The sequence below is a fragment of the Mycobacterium neumannii genome, from assembly GCF_002245615.1.
GTDB lineage: Bacteria > Actinomycetota > Actinomycetes > Mycobacteriales > Mycobacteriaceae > Mycobacterium > Mycobacterium neumannii_A.
Map to the genome: position 1 here is coordinate 1 of NZ_NKCO01000022.1, position 20,300 is coordinate 20,300.

At 60.5% G+C, this 20,300-nt stretch carries 13 protein-coding genes; 7 read left to right on the plus strand and 6 right to left on the minus strand.

The window, feature by feature from the left end; translation table 11 throughout:
- The coding region (locus tag CEX88_RS20855) for a thioesterase domain-containing protein (protein WP_094294936.1) at positions 1–1,040 on the plus strand (1,040 nt) is incomplete at its 5' end.
- Positions 1,041–1,337: 297 nt separating this feature from the next.
- Here the strand turns inward: CEX88_RS20855 and asnB are convergent.
- Positions 1,338–3,323, minus strand: coding sequence for an asparagine synthase B (gene asnB, locus CEX88_RS20860; protein ID WP_238382138.1), 1,986 nt, complete (start codon positions 3,321–3,323; stop codon positions 1,338–1,340).
- A 53-nt stretch (positions 3,324–3,376) separates the two neighbouring features.
- Here asnB and CEX88_RS20865 point away from each other — a divergent pair, with 53 nt between their 5' ends.
- From CEX88_RS20865 to CEX88_RS20875, 3 genes are all read left to right on the plus strand, one after another.
- Positions 3,377–4,855, plus strand: a complete 1,479-nt coding sequence (locus tag CEX88_RS20865) for a VOC family protein (protein WP_126315817.1) — start codon at positions 3,377–3,379, stop codon at positions 4,853–4,855.
- Between the two features lie 163 nt (positions 4,856–5,018).
- Positions 5,019–6,011: a sulfotransferase family protein gene (locus CEX88_RS20870; RefSeq protein WP_094294966.1), complete on the plus strand. Its 993-nt coding sequence runs from the start codon at positions 5,019–5,021 to the stop codon at positions 6,009–6,011.
- A gap of 43 nt (positions 6,012–6,054) precedes the next feature.
- Complete coding sequence (locus CEX88_RS20875; protein WP_094294938.1) at positions 6,055–7,635, plus strand: MFS transporter; 1,581 nt, start codon at positions 6,055–6,057, stop codon at positions 7,633–7,635.
- Between the two features lie 57 nt (positions 7,636–7,692).
- Here CEX88_RS20875 and CEX88_RS20880 read toward each other — a convergent pair whose 3' ends face one another.
- Positions 7,693–8,667: a TauD/TfdA family dioxygenase gene (locus CEX88_RS20880; protein WP_202931594.1), complete on the minus strand. Its 975-nt coding sequence runs from the start codon at positions 8,665–8,667 to the stop codon at positions 7,693–7,695.
- A 455-nt stretch (positions 8,668–9,122) separates the two neighbouring features.
- Between CEX88_RS20880 and CEX88_RS20885 the strand changes: the two genes are divergently transcribed.
- The 3 genes from CEX88_RS20885 to CEX88_RS20895 all read left to right on the plus strand — a co-directional run bounded on the left by CEX88_RS20885 (position 9,123) and on the right by CEX88_RS20895 (position 12,997).
- On the plus strand, positions 9,123–10,004 hold the full coding sequence (locus CEX88_RS20885; RefSeq protein ID WP_202931595.1) for a cupin-like domain-containing protein: 882 nt from the start codon (positions 9,123–9,125) through the stop codon (positions 10,002–10,004).
- Between the two features lie 91 nt (positions 10,005–10,095).
- The gene (locus tag CEX88_RS20890) at positions 10,096–11,067 is read left to right on the plus strand and encodes an FkbM family methyltransferase (protein WP_094294941.1); all 972 of its coding nucleotides are present in this window, start codon (positions 10,096–10,098) and stop codon (positions 11,065–11,067) included.
- Positions 11,068–11,539: 472 nt separating this feature from the next.
- Positions 11,540–12,997, plus strand: coding sequence for an MFS transporter (locus CEX88_RS20895; protein ID WP_094294967.1), 1,458 nt, complete (start codon positions 11,540–11,542; stop codon positions 12,995–12,997).
- Positions 12,998–13,626: 629 nt separating this feature from the next.
- On the opposite strand, the gene CEX88_RS20900 is transcribed toward CEX88_RS20895, so the two are convergent.
- From CEX88_RS20900 to CEX88_RS20915, 4 genes are all read right to left on the minus strand, one after another.
- Complete coding sequence (locus tag CEX88_RS20900) at positions 13,627–14,826, minus strand: acyltransferase family protein (RefSeq protein WP_094294942.1); 1,200 nt, start codon at positions 14,824–14,826, stop codon at positions 13,627–13,629.
- 647 nt (positions 14,827–15,473) lie between these two features.
- Positions 15,474–16,883, minus strand: a complete 1,410-nt coding sequence (locus CEX88_RS20905) for a hypothetical protein (protein WP_420799236.1) — start codon at positions 16,881–16,883, stop codon at positions 15,474–15,476.
- A 667-nt stretch (positions 16,884–17,550) separates the two neighbouring features.
- Positions 17,551–18,453, minus strand: coding sequence for a sulfotransferase family protein (locus tag CEX88_RS20910; protein ID WP_126315818.1), 903 nt, complete (start codon positions 18,451–18,453; stop codon positions 17,551–17,553).
- 541 nt (positions 18,454–18,994) lie between these two features.
- Positions 18,995–20,263, minus strand: a complete 1,269-nt coding sequence (locus tag CEX88_RS20915) for a glycosyltransferase (RefSeq protein WP_094294945.1) — start codon at positions 20,261–20,263, stop codon at positions 18,995–18,997.
- Between the last annotated feature and the right edge of the window lie 37 nt (positions 20,264–20,300).

Below are 20,300 nucleotides of genomic sequence, written 5' to 3' on the forward strand. Positions count from 1 at the left end.
ACACCGACATCGATCACTACCGCGCCCCGGCCAACGCCATCGAAGAAATCCTGGCCGGCATCTACGCCCAAGTCCTGGGCCTAGACCGCGTCAGCGTCGACGACTCCTTCTTCGAACTCGGCGGCGATTCGCTGTCGGCTATGCGGGTGGTCGCCGCCATCAACAGAGCGCTCGACACCCATCTCGCCGTTCGCACGTTGTTCCATGCCCCTTCCGTCAGGAGCCTGAGCGAGCAACTCGAAAGCGCCGACAGCGGGGTGGAACTGGTTCCCGTCGAAATATTCAAGGAGGGAACGGGCGTCCCGCTGTGTTGCATTCACGAAGGTAACGGGCAGAGTTATGCGTACCGCGGTCTGCGCGAGTATCTCGAGTGTCCGATCATCGGTATCAACCAGATCCCACAGGATGGTGAGGTAACACCTCGATCGATCCGAGACATGGCGAAGAACTACGCCGACCGGATCCAAGCTATCTATCCCGAAGGTCCCTACAACCTCCTCGGATGGTCTTTCGGAGGTCCGGTTGCGCACGAAATCGCCGTGGAGCTTCGCCGACGAGGATGCACTGTCAACAACCTCATCATGCTGGACCCCGTGCTCAGCGCCGATGGACCTGGAGAAACTGTTGAAGACGAGAATCCCGCCGAGGATCGTCTGCTGAACCTCTTCTTACGGTCGAGCGGTATCGATGTCTCCGAGGAGTCCGAGCGGCTGACATACCGGCGGGCCGAAGAGCTGATTCGCCAGCAGGGGCAAGTGGTGGAATTCGTCCTGCCGCCCAAACCGATCTTCGAGTTCGCGGTCTATAACCACAACACCAATCTCTCGTATCTACGCGAGCATGTACCTGACGTGTTCGATGGCGACATGGTCGTGTTCTCCGCAACCCGGGGCGAGATTGTGAACAACCCGCAAGATTGGCGGCCATACGTTTCCGGCGACCTCACTGTGCACTCGGTCGATTGCGGGCACGACGAGATGACATCCGACGAAGCGATACGTATGTACGTCGAACAACTCAAACTCTCGTTAGAAGCTTGAGGTGTCGCGGTGGGAGATTCGAGGGCTCGTGTTCCTTGTGGCAAGACCTTCGCGGACCCATCTCGTCGAAACTCGGCTGTTGCCGTCTACCGCCCCACAGGTGGGCGATAGGCGGGCATGCCGAACATCAAGCCTCGCTTGGCGATTGACTCACTCGGTGAGGGCAAGCACGCGGACCTGATGGTTGGGGGGGACCAGGGGGTGTTGATTGAGACCGCAGATCATGCGGACAGAAGGCTCGGGGTCATCCAGTCGTACTCTGACGCCGCTCGCAGAGTCCGTTTTTGCGCTCCGTCCCTACGCATTGGCAATCGCAACCTGATGGACGCCGAGCACCGCACGGCCCGACGGGTCAGCGTTCTTCGCAAAGCTCATATCCCAAGCGATCGCGGCCGGAGTGCTGCACGCGATACTTGGCCCTCCAGGAACGCAGGCCGCTGCGGCGCGACCGGGAAAGTGCGATTCAAATATCTCCCGGTACATGTACGCCTCTTTGGTTGCCGGGGGATTGTCCGGGAAACGGTATCGCGCACTTTGCATCTGGCTATCGGACACTTGAGCCTCTGCGGTCGCCTTCAGCGAGTCGATCCACCGATAGCCCACGCCGTCGGAGAACTGTTCCTTCTGTCGCCAGAGGATCTCATCGGGCAGACGTCCTTCGAAGGCTTTGCGCAACGGCCACTTCTCCATTCTGCCCTGGCCGACCATCTTCTCGCTGGGATCGAAAGACATTGCGATGTCGAGGAACTCGCGGTCAAGGAACGGCACCCGGATTTCGACGCCCCACGCAGCCGCGGCCTTATTGGCTCGGAGGCAGTCATACTTGTGAAGCAGATCGAGTTTGCGGATGGTTTCTTCATGGAATTCTCGGGCGCCGGGAGCCTTATGGAAGTAGAGGTATCCACCGAAGACCTCGTCGGCGCCTTCGCCCGAGAGGACCATCTTGATCCCCATCGCCTTGATCCGTCGCATCATCAGATACATCGGAGTCGAAGCGCGGATGCTCGTGACGTCGTATGTCTCGATGTGGTAGATCACATCCCAGAGCGCATCAATGCCCTCTTGCACCGTGAACTGGAACTCATGGTGCACGGTGCCGATCGCCGTCGCGACCTTTCGGGCGGCGGCGAGGTCGGGAGAGCCTTCGAGGCCGATGCAGAACGAATGCAACCGAGGCCACCAGGCCTGCGTCCGGTCGCCGTCTTCGATTCGGTTCTCGGCGAATCCAGCGGTTACCGCCGATATGACGGACGAGTCGAGCCCCCCCGAGATCAAGACGCCGTACGGAACGTCGGACATCAACTGCTGATGAACGGCGGCTTCGAGTCCCGTTCGCAAACCAGCGATGTCGAGGGGCTGCCCGGAGACGGCCGAGAAGTCGCGCCAATCGGGATCGTAGTAACGCCGGGGCTGGTCGAGGCCGCGTGTCAGGTAGTGGCCGGGCGGAAAGTCTTCGATGTGCCGGCAGTATCGGATCAGCGCCTTCATCTCCGAGGCGACATACAGGTTCCCATGTTCGTCCCGACCGGTGTAGAGCGGGATGACACCGATGGGATCTCGGGCGACGAGGAAATCGCCGGTTCGCTTGTCGTAAAGGACGAAGGCGAAGATTCCGCTGAGGCGATTGAGGAAGTCGGTTCCGTACCGCTTGTAGAGCGGGATGATCGACTCACAATCCGACGCGGTCTTGAACGGGTAATCGCGGAATTCAGCTCGCAGGCTTCGATGGTTGTAGATTTCGCCGTTCACTGCGAGCACGAGCTCGACGGCCTGATCCGTCAAGGGCTGGGCACCGTGCTCCACGTCGACGATCGACAACCGCTCATGGGCGAGGACCGCATTCTCGTCGGCGTAGATCCCGCTCCAGTCCGGACCTCGATGGCGCAGCAGGCGAGCCATCGTAACGGCCCGTTCACGCAGTACACGGGGATCACCTTGGACGTCGAGAATAGAAGCGATTCCGCACATGAGCCCCCCAATCTGAGCCGGCCGCAAACACGACCAGCAAAAGCGTACTGTGCGAGCTGGCTCCCTGAGTTGTCGATTTCGGAAATGCCGGCCCTCCGGAGCAAAGAAAATCGTCGGCAGGGTTCCGCGTCGGACGCCAAATGCTGCGTGCAGACGAACGCGCGATCTTCTCAGACGACTTCCGTTCAGCAATCTTGCATGCTCGCCGGTGTCGCAACATGCCCCCAACGCGATGTCGATCCGGTCGAGTCCTCTCCACTGACCGAGACATCGAAGTCGCGGCTCGCATCGACCGTGCTGGTTGAAGGCTTGCACGACGGCTCAATTCATCGAACTCCGCAGAAGACGCCCGCTGAAGGAGGACCGAGGTGACGGACAGCGTTGTTGAGGGGCTCGTATCGGTCGAACTCGTTTCGGCTGATCCGGAGAAGCTCGTTGATTTTTATCGTCGGACTTTGGGCATCAGATTTCATCGGGAGGTCTACGGATACCCGCGTCCCTATTACCTGAGCACGGGCGCTATCGGTCGTGGGCTGGTGATTCACGACGTCAATAGTTTTCGACCCGGTTCCGCCAACCCGGGGACGGCTCGCTTCCTCCTGCAAATCCAGGACATGGAGGACTTGAAAGAACGACTGAGGCGGCACGACATCCAACTTGAGGAACCGCCGAGGAATTTGGGATTCGAGCGCCTTCCGTGGTTCAGCTACTGGGGAAGATGGCTTCTCTCGATAAAGGATCCCGAGGGAAACGTCGTGATTTTTCGTCAGTTTCAAGAGGAGCTCCCGGAATCCCGGCGTGGAATGATTCGGCACGCAATGGCATCAACGTTCACCGATTTCAAGACCGTTCTGAACTTCAAGATCGTCGACCGCCTGGTGTATCGCCTGGGTTCGATACGGGTGCGCAACAGGGATCTCACGGACTACACCCACATCGTGGCGTCCCGGGAAGGGCTGTACGCAGTCAACGGGCGGGAGTGGATGAAGATCATGAGCGGGGTGTTCTTCGGTGTGACCATCAAGAACGGATCCATCTACTGCTACCAAGCGCATGACATCTACGACACCGGAATCCTTCTGAGTCGCATACAGCTGCGGGGCAAACCGTTACAACTACGAGGCAAACTGCTTGGCCGCGTAATCAAGTTGGAGGTCGAGAACAATCGAATTCGTCGCGAATCGGTTGTCATCGAGGGTCTGCACACCAATTGTCACCAGATGGATTTCATCGGCGACAAACTGCATGTCATAGATACTTTCTGCCAAAGAATCCTGCGCTTCAATGAGGACTTCGAGTTGGAGGAGGAGTTCTACCCCCTTGGCGACGAATTCGCCAGCTACAAAACCGGACCCGATCGTTACATAATCCCGGGGGGGAAGTACGTCCATATCAACTCCATCGTCGCTGAACAAGGGTCCATCTATCTCCTGTTGCAGAACGGGTTGGCGAACGGCAAATTCAGTGAGTTGGTGCAAACGGACGAAAACTTCGAGGTGAAAAACAGATTCACCGTTCCCGGTGCGGGCTGTCACAACGTTGTTTTCCTCGAAGACGGTGAATGGCTGATTTGCGATTCACGCGGGGGCAATCTCGTCAACCGTCACGGTGTGGTGGTCCACGTGGGCGAACTGCTCACGCGCGGACTTTCGGTGGACAAGCACGTTGTGGTTGTCGGAGAGTCCGGATACGCAACCAGATTAGGCAGACGCTATGTCCCTGGCAATGTGCACTTCTTCGATCGAAGCTACAACCACTTGTCGAGTCTGCGCTTACCGGCAGCGCCAACCGATATCCGCCGGATCGACGGTCAAGATCTGTCGCTGTCGAACGTCACCGAGCTCTAGGCCCGACTCTGTCTAGAGGTGTGAGAACCGGAACGCAGCTAATCACCAAGGAGGCCGATATGCGAAAGAGTCCATCCGGTAACTACCGGTTGGTGGCGAGATTCGGGGACGTCGGGAAGTTGCTGAAGACAATGGGGGGACCAAGGTGGAAGAAGATCTGAAGATGGAATACCCGGCACCTGTAGAAATGAAGGCGCGTCGGGTAGTTCTCTTCGTGTTGGGCCAAGGCCGGTCGGGAACCTCGGCGCTGGCGCGGGTGCTGTCGCTGTGCGGAGGTGCGCTCCCAGCCGACGTAAGGCCCGCTGATGATCACAATCCGCGGGGCTATTGGGAGCCCCGCGCGACACTCGTTCTCAACGAGACGATCTTGCGCCGACACGGCAGCGCGGGGTTTGATCCGTCGCTGCGGCTGCTAGAGGATGGTGCCTTCGACGCAGCCGAGAAGGCTGGCTGGAAGGCCAAGATCGGTGCGTTTCTCTCTGAACTGCCGGATGGGCCGCTCGTGGTCATCAAAGACACACACATAACCGCACTCTGTGATCTGTGGTTCGAAGCAGCCCGTGCACAGAATCTGGACGTTGCGGCGGTGATTGCATTGCGCCACCCGCAAGAGGTGATCGCGTCGCTAGCGGCAGCGGGTCCGACCACACCCGAGCTCGCAAGCGCCCTGTGGCTGAAAAATTGCCTCTTGGCTGAGCGGAACACGCGTGGCGTAGCGCGAGTGTTCGTCGACTATGCCAACCTCCTCGAAGACTGGCGCCGGGAGGTGTCGCGGATATCGGCGGCCATCGGCTGTGAACTGAAGGCCGGTGACGACGAGGCAATAGACGAGTTCCTCGCACCAAGTCTTCGGCGCCAGCGTTACACCGGGCCGGTGACCGAGCGCTTCGGCGCAGACTGGATGTCTGCGGCCTACGACGCGATGTGCGCGGCTGCCCGGGATGAGGTCTGGGACAGCGCTGTGCTGGACCGCGTTTTCGAGGCTTTCCGGGCGAGCGAACATGACTTCCGGACGGCATTCGAGAATTCGCGCGATCTATGGGCGATCGGCGCCGACCGCGCCTACTCGAATTCCTTGCTGTACCGCTTGTCGGTTCTGAGAATGCTCCGCGCCCCCCGAGCGATGGTCAACCGGCACAAGGGCCCTCACACTTGACCGGTCTGCCGCGGCACACAGATTAGCTGTAGGGTGATCGACTATGGCGTCTCTCAACGATGGAGAGCGGGTAGCTACGCACTCAAATGACGAGAGCGCAGTACATCTGGGCTCGACCGCCATCGATCCAACGACGCCGAGCGGCGGGAAAAGATTCGTTCCTGCTTTGCTGAGGTCCCGACGATTCGTCGCCGTCATCTTAGCGATCGGCGGCACCCAACTGATGGCGTCAATGGACGGCCCGGTGGTGATCCTCGCCCTCTTCACGATCCAGAATGAGCTGGGCCTTTCAGACGGTATGCGCAGCTGGGTGATCACAGCCTACGTACTCACGTTCGGCGGCCTCATGCTGGTCGGGGGCCGGCTCGGCGACACCATCGGCCGCAAGCGAACATTCATCATCGGGGTCGCGCTGTTCACGCTCGCCTCAGGCATGTGCGCTGTTGCCTGGAACGGGGGGGTCCTCGTACTCGCCCGTCTGGTGCACGGCGCGGCGGCTGCGATCATCGCGCCGACCTGTATGGCCCTGGTCGCGACGACCTTCCCCAAGGGGCCGGTACGCAATGCTGCGACGGCGGTGCTGGGCGCAATGATCGGAATCGGCTCGGTAATGGGCTTGGTGTTGGGCGGAATGCTCACCGACATGTCGTGGCGACTGGTGTTTTGGGTCAACGTGCCCATTGGACTGGTTGTGATTTTCGTGGCCCGCGCGATGCTGCAGGAAACGCAGAAGGAGCGGATGAAGCTTGACGTCGCAGGAGCGGTACTGGCCACGCTGATATGCACCGCGGCAGTCTTCGGATTGTCGATGGGACCGGAAAACGGGTGGCTGTCGGCCTTGACCATCGGCTCCCTTGCGGTGGCTCTTGCCGCTCTCCTGGTGTTCGTCGTGGTCGAGCGCAACGCCGAGACTCCCGTCGTACCTTTCAGCCTGTTTTCCGATCGCAATCGGCTGGCGACCTACGCATCAATGTTTCTCTCCGGCGGGACGGGCTTTACGCTGGCCGTGCTCATCGCGCTGTATGTGCAGGACGTCATGGGCTACAGCCCGCTGCAGGCAGGCATCAGTTTCATTCCGTTTGCCCTCGCACAGGCAATCGGTATGGGGGCATCGTCGCAGGTGGTGAAGTGGTTCCCACCGCGGGTAGTGGTGACAGCGGGCGCCATCTTGCTGTTGGGTGCGATGCTGTATGGCTCCACGCTCAATCGCGACGTGCCGTATTTTCCGAATCTGGTGGTACCGCTCGTAGTCGGGGGGATCGGCTTGGGCCTGCTCGAAATCCCGCTCATGCTCTCGCTGATCGCCAGTGTGGGCTCGGACCGGATAGGGCCCGCTTCTGCCGTCGCCGTGATGGTGAGGATGATCGGAGGCCCACTTGTGCTGGTTGGCATCCAGGCCGTCATCACATTGCGCACGCTGCACTACGGTGGGGTCACCGGGCCGGCGGTATCCATGAACGACGCGCAGTTGAGTGCGTTGGATCGCGGCTTTACTGATGGTTTGCTGGGAATAGCCGTGGTTGTGATCCTGCTGGCGGCGGTGGTGATGTTCGTCGGTTACACCGCGGAACAAGTGGCGCGGGCGCAGGAAGCGAAGAAGGCGAACGACGCCGCCAAACCCTAGGGCGTCTGCCGGGTTAGCTGGTGGTGCGGTTGCCAGCGGGAGCCGAAGACGTCACCGCTATCTCCGGGACCAAGGTTCTGCCATGCCGACCACGATCTTGCGGGGCGGCTTGTACGTGTCCCGGCTGTGGGCGACGAGCATGTTGTCGAGCATCATGATGTCGCCTTCCTGCCACGGTATCGAAACCGTTTCTGCGTCGTAGGCGGCGCGCAGTTCATCCAAGGCCTCCGGCTCGATTTCCTCGCCGTCACCGTAATAGGTGTTGTTCGGCAGGTTCTCTTTCCCCATCGACAGCAACGCCTCGGCAACCAATGGATCCAGCGTGGAGACGTGGAAAAAGGTGAGGTGGTTGAACCACGTCTTTTCGCCCGTCTCGGGGTGTGTTGCGGACACCGGTCGGCGCTGCCGAGTAGTCAGTTCGTCGGCCGCGCCCCACGTGAGGTCGATGTCGTTGTCGGCGCAGTACCGTTCGACGTCAGCGCGGTCCGATGTCTGGAAGGCTTCCTGCCAACTGACGCCGAGTGTCGGCGTGAAGTGGCGGACGTACAGGTAATCCCGCTCCTCCAGCCTTTGGCGCAGTTCGGGTGAGATCCGCCGGTAGATGTTGCGACTGTCGGCTATCGGCGTGGCGCCTCCGCTGGCCGGTGGTATCACGCAATGGAAGAAGAGGCGCAGCGGCCAGGTCTTGCTGTACGACGACTCGTTATGGAGCGGGATCCGCGTGTGCGGGGGGTAGTCGGTCGAAGTGTAGACACGGTCGGCAACTTCGTGCCGAGGCGATGTCCTACCGACGTAGGGAAGTGGCTCGCCCGACACAGCAGCGATGAACTTGCGGAAAGCCTCGACCGATGCTCCGGTGAATCCTCGAAAGACGATGCCTCCGTGGCGAAGTAGGAGTTCGTGCAGTGGGCCTCGTTGTGCCTCCGCCCAAGCCACGACGTCCAAGCCATCCTTCGTTGGCTCTATGAGCAGCGGAAGCGGCGGTCCCGGAACAATCCTTGCGTCCGGCAGCGTCAGAACTTCGGACTCCACGTCGATCCCTCCCTCGCTCGATCGTTGACGTCGAAGTTACTGCACACCCCCCGTTCCTCTCGCGAAAACGCGACAGGCGCGCGACGCCGAGTGGCCCGTCCGCGCCAGGTTACTACGGCGAAACCCCCATCACTCGACTTTGCCGGTTAAGTTGGGATCTCGGCAGGTTTAACCATCGCGGTCGCCCGCTCTATTGGAGGCTCGCACCACGCAGGAGCAGATCTGTCAACGCCTCACTCCCGTTGACGCGTGCCGTCGAACGCGGGTTTACCTCTGCTGCCCGAGGGATATACATTTGCACGACTCGGGCGGACAGGGTCGGCGGGAAGAAAAAAGTGTTCGGTCTGCCCCGCGACTCGGGTGCCGCAAAGGCTGGGAATCGCAGTGGCTGCACGGGGGTGTGGTAGTTTGCCACGATTGCGGTGCGAGCCTCACCGTTTGGTAGGAGGAGACGCTTGTTCGACGTCAGTAGCACCTTTGAGGTGCCCAGAGTGGAATGCCCCAGCCGCGAGGAGTTGGAGGAGCGCTTCATCGTTCCTCAGCGCCCGGTCGTCATCTCCGGCGCGATGGAGGGCTGGCCCGCGCTCGAGCGGTGGACCAATGAATACCTTACGGAGAAAGTCGGTGCCCGCACCATCAGCCCTTCGAAGGTCACTAACGCTGGCACCCACATCCCGGACGCGAAGAATGGAGCGATCGCCACCGCATCCGAGATGACGTTTGCGAAGTACATCGAAATGATTGCAGGCGGCACGATTTCCGACGGCCAGCTTTACGCGGTACAGCTCCCCATCAAGACTGCCCTGCCCGAGCTATGGCCCGATGTTCAGTTTCCTGCGTTCGCCGATGAGGACAAATACGCCGCCGTCAACCTCTGGCTCGGCGCCGGTAACAACTTCACCGGCCTTCATTACGACTACGCCGACAACTTCCTCACGCAAATTCGCGGGCGAAAGCAAGTTTTGCTCTGCCCGCCTCGGGAGATCGCCCGCGTTTACCCCTTCCCCTTCAATTACGTGGGCAACAACATCGCACAGGTCAACGTTGCCCATCCGGATCTGACTCGTTTTCCCGATTGGGCCGACGCCCACCGAACTGTTGTCGATCTGAGCCCGGGCGACATGCTCTATATCCCCCTGTTCTGGTGGCACGCAGTGTGGGGCGTAGGCGAGAACATGTCGATCAACTACTGGTGGCAGTCCAGTTATGCCAATTTCTTGAAGCATCCTCGCCAGACGGCTCGTCGCCTCGGCAGCTTCGCTATTGGCCTTCGCGGTGCGGCCGGCCAGATGGTGCAGAGTGTAGCTACCAGCGCTGGGCTCCAATCCGTGCGTTGAAATCGAGGTGTCGGGGATCCGAGAGTCGGACATCGGCTCCACAGCGTCGACTAGGTCCCTCCGACCTCCGTACGGGTTAGGAGTTGCAGAGATGATCAAGGCATTGATCTTGCCGCTGGGGCGCCGGTACATGCGACTTCTTCATACCGATAGGGAACACGTCGGCGTTGCAGGGCGCTGGATTCGAGCGTTGCTGATGATCGTCCCGTTCTTCGCGGTGGCTTTTCCATTGTGGATTCGCGCCGCATTATGGGGACCGTTGGTCGTTGAGACCACCACCGAAGATGGCATTCGTATTCGATGTCGGCTCCAAGACGGTCTACAGATCTACATCTACCTTTTCGGTACGGCGTGGGAACCTGATCTTGCGGCGTTTCTGCGCCGCCGGTTGCGGCCGGGTGACACCTTCGTTGACGTCGGTGCACACATCGGTTGCGTAGCCGCACTGACCAGCAGATTGGTCGGGCCGCGCGGTACCGTTGTGGCGATTGAACCTTGTCCCGTGGTGATCCCCTGGCTGCGAGAGACAGTGGCGAGGAACGAACTCACGAACGTACGCATGGTTGACGCCGCAGTATCGGACCGCGATCACGAACTTCCGCTGTTCTTGGGCCCAAACTGGAACCTCGGCGAGACCTCTACGGTCGCCCGCCCCAAGCTCCGCGAAGAGGGCCGAGTGCGGGCAGCGCCGCTCGCTTCGCTCTTAACCCGCGAAGAGCTGATGTCAGCGCGCATGATCAAGATCGATGTGGAGGGCGGCGAGGACCGCGTGCTCGCCGGAGTATCGGCGTTCGTGGACGTGCTCGCCGCCGACGCAGAATTGGTGGTTGAACTATCACCAAGTTGGTGGAGCGATCCGAATCTGCGGCCCATTGACGTGCTGCAACCCTTTCTCGATCGCGGCTTCCACGTCTACCTACTGCCCAACGACTATTTGCCGTGGCGGTACCTGTGGCCGAAGGATGTCGGCGCGCCGCGACGGCTGCACGACCTTACGGAACTCGAGCGGCGCGTATTTCGGCTCGATATCGTGCTGTCGCGCATCGACGCCGATACCTTGTGACAACGGCAAAGTTCGACGCGCGTCATCGGGGCCGAATCGAGTTCTTTCTGCAGACTCAACGACGTGTCCTCGGCGTTGTCGGCTGTCGTGGCTGCGGTACATGCGCCACATGCCGTGCGATCGACCCTCCGGGTGCCACTCGGCGGGCTACGGCAAGGCGACGCGGTTCAGGTTGCTAATTCGACAAACGATTTCAAACGCCTCAGCGGGTGGCGGAGGACCACCGCAGCCGCCCACTACCCGTTACGGCCTCGTCTCGCGCCACTCGGCGTGCCCGAGCCACTGCCAACTCCGCAGGCCTTTCGCCAGGAACGGCGATGCACGACCTTTCCGATGGTTGCTGTAGCGTAGGCCGATATGACGGCCGGCATTGAGGCAGCGCAACGTCATGGACGGTAGGGCAGTAGAGCAGAGCGATCCGACAGCCTGCGAACCGGCGACGCAAGATACAAACGGGTTTCTCCAGACCTCGATGTCGCGCCGCCGCTTCATCGCGGCGGTTGTGGCAATCAGCGGTATGGGGCTGGTAGCGGCGATGGACGGCACCATCGCGGTCTTTGCGCTACCCAAGATTCAGAACGAGCTCGGCCTGTCCGATGCGTCGCGCGCGTGGGTGATCACTGCCTACGTATTGACTTTTGGCGGCCTCATGCTGTTGGGCGGCCGCCTCGGGGACGCTTTTGGGCGCAAGCGCATCTTCACGATTGCGGCCGCACTGTTCACCGTCGCATCAGCGATATGCTCGGTTGCTTGGGATGCGCCCAGCCTCCTCTTTGGCCGACTACTGCAGGGTGTCGCCGCGGGAATTCTTGCGCCGACCTGTCTTGCACTAGTCGCGACGACATTCCCCAAAGGCCCCGGACGCAACGCCGCGACTGCAATCTTTGGGGCGATGAACGGGATCAGCGGGGTGCTGGCCCTGACGGTGGGCGGAGCACTCACGGATGTGTCATGGCGGATCATCTTCATGGTCAACGTACCGATGGGTTTGGCAGTGATCTGGCTCGCACGGATCGCGCTGCAGGAAACCCGCACGGAGCGAATGAAACTTGATGCCACTGGCGCTCTGCTGACCACGTTGATCTGTGTCACGGCCGTTTTCGGTCTCTCGGTAGGGCCACAGGAGGGCTGGCTCTCGGTTATCACTGTCGGTTCAGGCGCGCTGGCACTTGGCGCCATTGCCGCGTTCGTCGTGGTTGAGCGACGGGCAGAAAATCCGATCGTGCCGTTCGACTTGTTCTTCGACCGCAATCGGGTGGCTACATTCGCGACCATCTTCTTAGCTGGTGGGGTCCTGTTCAGCCTGACCGTCCTCGTCGCTCTATATGTGCAACAAGTACTGAAGTACAGCACCCTCCACGCCGGCCTTGGATTTATCCCGTTTGTCATTGCCGTTGGAAGCGGGATGGGCGTCTCGTCGCGGCTGGTGATGCGGTTCCCTCCGAGGGTCGTGGTGATTGCTGGCGTTCTACTCGTGCTGAGTGCGGTCGTCGCGAGCAGCATGACACTGCATATGGGTGTCCCGTATTTCCCAACACTCGTGGTGCCACTCGTCGTCGGCGCGTTCGGTATTGGGTTGGCCAACCTCCCGCTCATGCTTTCGGCCATCGCCAGTGTCGGGGATGACCGCATTGGGCCCACCTCCGCAATCGCGCTGATGCTCTCCACCCTCGGGGGACCCGTAGTGCTGGCCGTGATCCAGGCGGTGATCACCTCGCGCAATCTGTCTCTGGGCGGGATCGACGGCCCCGCGGAATTCATGAACGCCGCTCAGTTGCACGCGTTGGACCAGAGCATCACTTTCGGCTTGCTGTGGTTAGCGGGGCTATGCGTTATCGTCGGCGGAATTGCGTTATGTATCGGTTACACCGCGCGGCAGGTGGCGCACGCACAGGAGGTTAAGAAAGCGATCGATGCCGGGGATGTTTAGCCAGCTCAAATCGGATGGCGCTCTTCCCCGCTGGGGTGTGCGTCGATAATGTTCTGTCGGTGTCATTTTTGACGGTAGAGGCACTCGTGACCGGCTGAGTTGAGCACGCAAGCGAGTCATTCGAAGTCAGGCGCGGCCCTGCTCGGCTATTCGCTGATAGGGTGCGGCAATTCCCGGCTCGCACGCCTCTTGGGCCCAGGCTCATAGCGTCGGTCGAATCAAGGTGGTAGCCATCGCCCGCCTCAGGGCGTTTCCGCTACCCCTCGACCAACCGGCCGCGTTGGTCAGTCCCAAACCCTTTGTGCCACAACAGTCTTCGCGATACGCCGCCGATCTGCCGGACATCAGTGGCCACGTCTCAGCCAGCGGATTCCGGTCAGCCGCGACGGGATGATGATCGTCGCGACGAAGCGCGAGTACCCGGGCGGCCATCGCTAACACCGGTAACGACCTCGGCGCGCGGCGTGATCCGGCACGACTCGCTCCGGAAGACCACAGATCGCTCGGCATCGCCGAGGAGGCAGACGTTTCCCTCGACCAGTGTCACCAGAACGTGGTGCTATCGATGCGCGTGGGTGGGATCGTGGATTTCTTTGGGGGGTTCTCACGGAACACGGAACGCGGACACCCTAGACAGTCCGCTGATGACGTCGGCCATTGAGGGTCGCGCCAATGAACGTGTAGCGCACGAAAGCCTGATAGCTCAACAGCAGTACCGTCACGGTGGCGGCTATCGTTATCGAGTACTTCACGCTCCAATGCCAAGCGAGTGGACGCATGAGCGCCACGAAGAGAGCGATTGGCGCTAGATGCATGAGGTACAGCCAGTAAGACGAATCCGCGACGTAGCGGCGAACTGGACTGGCATTCGAGAGGAAGCGCAACGCCAACCCGATCAGCGCGAAGCTCAAACACCAGCTGGCCGTCAAATACGCCACCGCATAGAGGTACAGCTCCCACCCGTGGAGGTAGTGCGACCACTTGGGTGTCGGGCCTGCGATCAGATAACTCAATACCGCGAGCGCGGCACCTGCGAGCAGGTACTGCACCCACCGGGTGCGCTGCTGTATAAGCAAGTCGTTTTGCCGATGCAGCAACCAGCCCACAACGAAGAAGAATCCATAACCAAGCAACGCGGGAGCGAACGGAACGACCGACACTGGGGCAGGACGCCCCGTCCACTCTGGCCATTCGGTCCACACGAAGGAGTACCAGGTGGCGACCAGCAAGGCGAACGCAACGACGACGAGCCCAGTACGCATGAAGAAGCCAAGAATCCTGTCGATGCCACGAAGCACCTCGCCCCCGCGGTCTAGCGCACAGACCCGCCGCAAAATGAGTGCGGCGACGTAAAACAAGAGCAGGTAGTACAGGAACCAAAGGTGCCCCAGGATCTGTAGGACGGGAGGGCCGTAGGTGGCACTCGGCGCCTGGCCGGTCACAGCTCTTGCAAACGCCGTCAACTCCGCGACGCTCATTCCCGAAGCCAGCGAACCTAACGCGAAGCCCACCAACGTCAGAGGAGGGATCAACGGGATGCCGACGACGAGTGGGAGCGCAATACGCTTCGCGCGGTCCTTGGTGAAACCCTTCGTGCCGCGCCGTTCTGCTGCCAGACGCCCGAAATACCCGGCGATCAAGAAGAACACTGGCATACGGAACATGTGCAGGAAATACCAGATCGCCGCGGCCGTCGCGCTCGGCGGCTCGAAAGCGACTGCCCACCCGTCCTCTATCCAGGGTGCGGTCGCGTGAAAAGCGACGCCGGCCAACAACGCGAAAGCGCGGACAGCGTCAAGCGAGTGAAGACGTTCTGTAGCTGGTTGCATTTAATTCTCCCCCGAGGCTCCCAATTTCCACGCTAACATCTTCGAAAGATCGGCCTCAGCGTCGCATGCTCCATACGCCGCCGCCCTGGGGAGCAGCATGGCATGACCATTCGGGTCTATGCGAGACCAAGACTCCTTTTCGTCTATTTACTCAAGGCGCCTCCCCCAATTGCGATTGCTAGCCATGCCGCGCGCTTTGGAGGTGTGCGACTCGCTAGGGCCAACAACAGCTTTCGCGTCAACGCGCGCACTAAACGTCGCGGATGTCAAAATCCCGCCGAGTTGCTGGAGACGGTCAGCCTGCTGATCACTCCTTCGGAGGCCGCGCGACTCAGGCATGTGGCCTGTCCCGCCGACGGCCGCCCTCACCTGCCGACAACTGATCAAGATTCAGCTGCCGTTGACGTCACCCGGGATGCCGAATCATCGAACGATGTGACGCGAGCCGGACGCACATCGTCAGCTCTGCGAGATGGGCGCTCTTGTTGGCGCGTGTCCTGACACGAAATGCGGTTCGAAACAGCGCTAGCGTGCACCGTGTGGATCTGCGAGCGATACCGGGGGAGCGCATTCTCTAAATCGAGTTACTGAAATATGACTGTGTTCTTTTGGGTGATCGGCCCTAACGCCTCCTACACCGAGTCTCTCTACTCGATCCTTCCAGTAAGGCCGAATTCAGCAAGCGTTTCCGCCGCCAACTTGCGCAAAGCGGGCTTTGTATTCTCAAAACCCGGCTGGTATGCGTCGACACTGATGATGATGCTGCCGGGGATGCGCAACGACTGCAGAATCAACTGACCGCCGGTGCGCTCAAGCCATTGCCGCGTTTCGTTTTGTGCAGTCACTCGTGCGGTGGCGTACTCGGCGTCAGTACCGTCGAGACGGTTCACTACCGAACCGACGTCACCGAGATTGGAACAGAACACCGGGTGGTCAGGGTCTGCCACCGTCGCATCGTCCATTCGTCGCAACGTCCGCTTCGGCATGAACGAGAGAAGCCAAGCAAGCTGCAATGACTCGTCTTGGTTTTCCCGCAGGGCGTTCAACTCCTGCCTGATCGCCGCGCGGATGTCATGCAGATTTGTCGTCACCCCGGTCGGGTCGATGCTGACGCGTGGTATCAACATCGCATTCGCCCGTGTATCGCCTTCGACACGGTCGCTCACGGGGAGCTGCAACGTCACGGCACCGTCGCCGGCACGTCTGCGCCCTAGGTGTTCACCGAGTTTGGCAGCGAAGCCGGCAGTCAATGTGTTACTCGTTCCGCCGAGAGCCTTCGCACGAGCATCCCAGGCTTCCAAATCAATGCGGATCGTGATACCCGGCACGACAAGAGCGTCATCAAACGCGGCCTTACGGACAGGCGGTGGCGGCGGTGGTGGTGGGGATTGCGCAGTATCTCGTCTGCGCTGACGAGCAAGTCTCGCGGCCAAACCAACCGCGCGGGCAACCTCGGGCGCGTCCTGCACCGTTTGTCGCATGTCTTGCGCCAATGCGCGAAGGTGACTACGTGATTTCGGCAATGGATATTGAATTTCGCGCGGGAGGCCTAAGAGCGCATCAACTAATACGACGACAAGCCCGAGGCCGTCGACCAGGTAGTGGGAAACTACGAGGCTGACCGCGGTGGAGCCATCTTCCAGGGGAAGAACTCCGAGATGCCAACCCGGCCCCTCCACGGGGTCGATAGTCATTTGGGAGCGTTCATCGATCCAGTCGCCGAGGTCGGCGCGTGGACGAGGGCGCTCTTCGACATCGAGGGCCCAGGGTCCACGATCTAAGACCCACCGATGCCAGCCGAACGGCAGCGGCGATCTCTCGATGCGCCGTCCCAACAGGCCGTCACCCAGGTTCCGGTGGAAACTTCTCACGCGGTCAAAGTTGATGGCGTGTTCGTAAACCCACACCCCCTGGATGACTAGATTGCGGCCGATGGCGTGATGCTGCGTGAATAAGCCGTGGTCCAGCAGCGCGAGCCGATTGTCGGACCGCGCAGGACTTGTCGTTTCCGGGCTATCGATTGATGTCCTTGGGCGACGCATACGAGCCCGCGTCATCAGCCTTCAACCACGCGCATCGATGGACGTTCTTGTGATTGGTACGCGTCATAACGGAGCACGACACAGCACGGGAAAATGCGGGCTTCGATAAATTCGTACCAATTCATGACCTGAGAGTACCGATTGCTGTAGTGATACATCCACGGACGCAGCGTCAATGCGAATCTGCATATACGCCGGATGTCAGTCCGCGTGCACAGCAGACAACTGGCCTGAGGACTTTCGACGAGCGCGATCAACGCTCTTATTGGATGTGAGGGACCATGCCACAGACTTGAGGCACCTCGCGACGGCTAGGTCGGCGTTCCTTGAAGCCCTCGGTCAGGCGCCGGTATTGTCGACGCATTGTCTTATGCGGCGCGGACATGTCGGGTAGCCGGCGTTGCACGGCCGAGATGCCTGGTGCCGCAGCAGTCCGAGAAGTACGGAACTTGGGGTACGAGACTGCGATAGCGCGCAGCAGGGCGACTCATGAACGCTTGTCTTACGAGGCAAACAGAGCCACGGCTCTCGCCTCGGGCGCGGAAGTGTCCTGAGCAGTGGCTAAAAGGGAGCCGTCGAAAACAGGCGCGTTATATCGGCATAGTGGCAAGCGCGGTGACGCCGATTCGAACAAAGGGGCTCTGACGGTAGGAACACGTCACATCGATCAGGTGATAGTCAGTCAATCCCGCTGCCGAGATACCAACGCAGCCAACTCCCGCAGCAACGCCGTCACCCCCGGCGGGAAGAAACGTTGCATCGAGGAGAGTCGCCGGGCATCGGCCAGCGCGGTGTTCATGTCCCGCTCACATGCCCGGTACTCGGTCAGTATTGCATCCAATGCCGGGGTGTTGACCGGCGCATCGTAGACAGCAGCATCGTGGAGCATTCGATAAACCGTCTCAATCCAGTCGGTTCCGCACAGTTGAGGCAGGCTTACATGCTCAGCGGAACTAGGACTCAGAAACTCGTCTACCGCATCGGTGTCGGGTCGTAGATCAATGTCCAGCCGGCTGGCAATCCGTTTCACTTCGCTCCGCCAATCATTAAGCAAGTTGCCGTAATTGACGAACAGCCGGGGCAGGTCCCGGGTGTGCCGTTCGGCGAGCAGTGTGTACTTCAGCCACAATGCTGCCGCCAATTCCGGCGACGGTTTGACGTCTAGCTTTGTCATTGAGGAGATCACCGGGGCTGGATGCCGGATTGGTAGCACCGCCACTGGTCGATACCCGGCCTGACGCGCGGCCGTCACCCAGGTGCTGGTGAGGGTGATGATCTGGGGGTCTTTGATTACCAACAATGGTGTGGCGGGCAACGTTTCAAGGTAACGGCGCACCGCAGACATACCCTTGTCGGTGGTCGGTACGTCATCGGCGGCCAGGCTGTGGAACGCGACTCGCTGCCGGTGCAGGATCCGCGCATTCAGGTGCAGTACACGGCGGGATTCGAAGTAGCCGCGCGGATTGTGTTTGTCGGCGACTACTAGGGCGGGGGGCAGGGAGGCCCCGCACAGAGACAGAACCCGTGTCAGCGCCGAGGTACCCGATCGGGCCACCCCCAGCACTAGGATCAGGTCCCGGTTCACCGCGGTATCTGAGTCGTCATTAAATAGCATAGCTTCAAGATCTCCCCCGTTACGCGACCAGAAGCGATCTGATCTTATGAGATAATTTGGCCTTGCGAGCGAGTTTTCTAAGACGAATATATTTGTGAAGCGAAAAATATTAAGACAGGGCTCTGACCCTTACTGCACGACAGGGCGATTCAACGTACTGAGTGGCGAATTAATTGCTCTCGAGACCTCTGCTGGGGAGACTGGCTGTTGGTCGGCCCGTTCGGGATCGCCGCCGCGATCTACCAAATTCGCTGACATTATGCCGTCACGCATGCCCATGATCCTTGCTGGATCGAGACCCTTGTCGTGCCGTGCGGGCAGATGACGACTTGACCCAATCTTTCGTGAGGCCGCGATATTCGCGCTTCCGGTCGCAGACAGGTTTTGTCGCTCGTGGTGATTACACACCGCACGAAGCGCAAGACCTTCGCGTGTGTGGAAAGCGGCCAGCGGGTGGAGCGCTTATAGGCCGGGCGAACCCTCGCGTGGTCCTTCGATGGCCCACACCCAATCAGCAAACAGAGTCCAAACGAGCGAACTTCTCGACTAAGTCCGCAGCGGCCGAGATGCTTTCGGTCGGATCGGTCATCTGGGCCGCCATCTCGCGGGCGCGCGAAACGCACCGAGGATCGAGAACGGCGCGTAAATCCGCTAGTAATGAACCCGAGGTGGTAGTCGAAAAGCGCCGCTTTGAACCGACTTTCAGTCGCTTGATCCGGACTCCCCAGAGAGTCTGATCGAGGTCTGTGGAAAGGATCAGCTGCGGGATTCCGGCGCGCAGAGCCAACGCCGTCGTGCCCGCGCCCCCGTGGTGGACGACTGCGCGGCACGCGGGGAAGGCGGCTGCGTAACTTGTCGCGCCCACCACTTTGACGTCATCCGGATGCGCGACTCGGGAAGCATCAATTCCAGCGGCGCATATCAGCGCCCGCTCGCCCAACTGCGTGCAGGCGGCGGTGATCATGGCGAGCGTGTCGGCGGCAGATTCCACCGGCACGCTGCCGAACCCGAAGAAAATGGGTGGCCTGCCTGCGCCAATCCACGACGCAACCTCCTGATCGGTATCGGTCGGCTGGTTCATCGTCAGTGCTCCGACGAAGGGGCGCTGGCCGTCGAGATCCGCCCACTCTTCCGCCAATCCAGGAAAGCAAGCCTCCTCGTAGGCCTGGATTTCCAGCGATCCACGTTCGGTGATCTGTCGCGTGTAGGGCAGTACTGCCTCGGGCAATCCCAGTGCGCGGCGCTGCGCGTTTACTACCTCTTTGGCACCGCGCCAAATCATGCGTTCGTGCGCCAGCATGGTTGAGCGGCGAAATCGTGCCGGCAGGAACGAGAGCAGTTCGCCGTTGGGTCGTATCGGGAAGTAATGAAGCGTAGCCAACGGAATGTCGTAATACTCCGCGACGTTGCCAGCAACCTCCTCGAAAACCAGACCAGTGAAGAGCAGGTCGACGCCCTTCGCAAGTGAGGTCAGCGTCCTGCTCAGCTCTTCCCACGCTCGAGCCTTGGGTTCCCATGCCTCGCGCGACAATCTGCTCACTTCGCGAATGCGCCAAGGCGTGCGAAAACACGTTCTGTAGAAAGCCCAGTGCGCGTCGAGCATCTCCCGTGGATCGGGACCCAGCGCGGTCGCGTTGAGCCCCGCCGACTCGACGAAGCCAACCAGGTTAGGAGGAACGGCCATGTGCACTTCGTGCCCGCGGTGCATTAGTTCGCGGCCAACCGTGGCGCAGGGTTCCACATCGCCGCGCGTCCCGTAGCAGGCCACCAAAAACTTCATCGTGTCCTACCCTCTCATCTTTTTCGCGGAGCCTTTC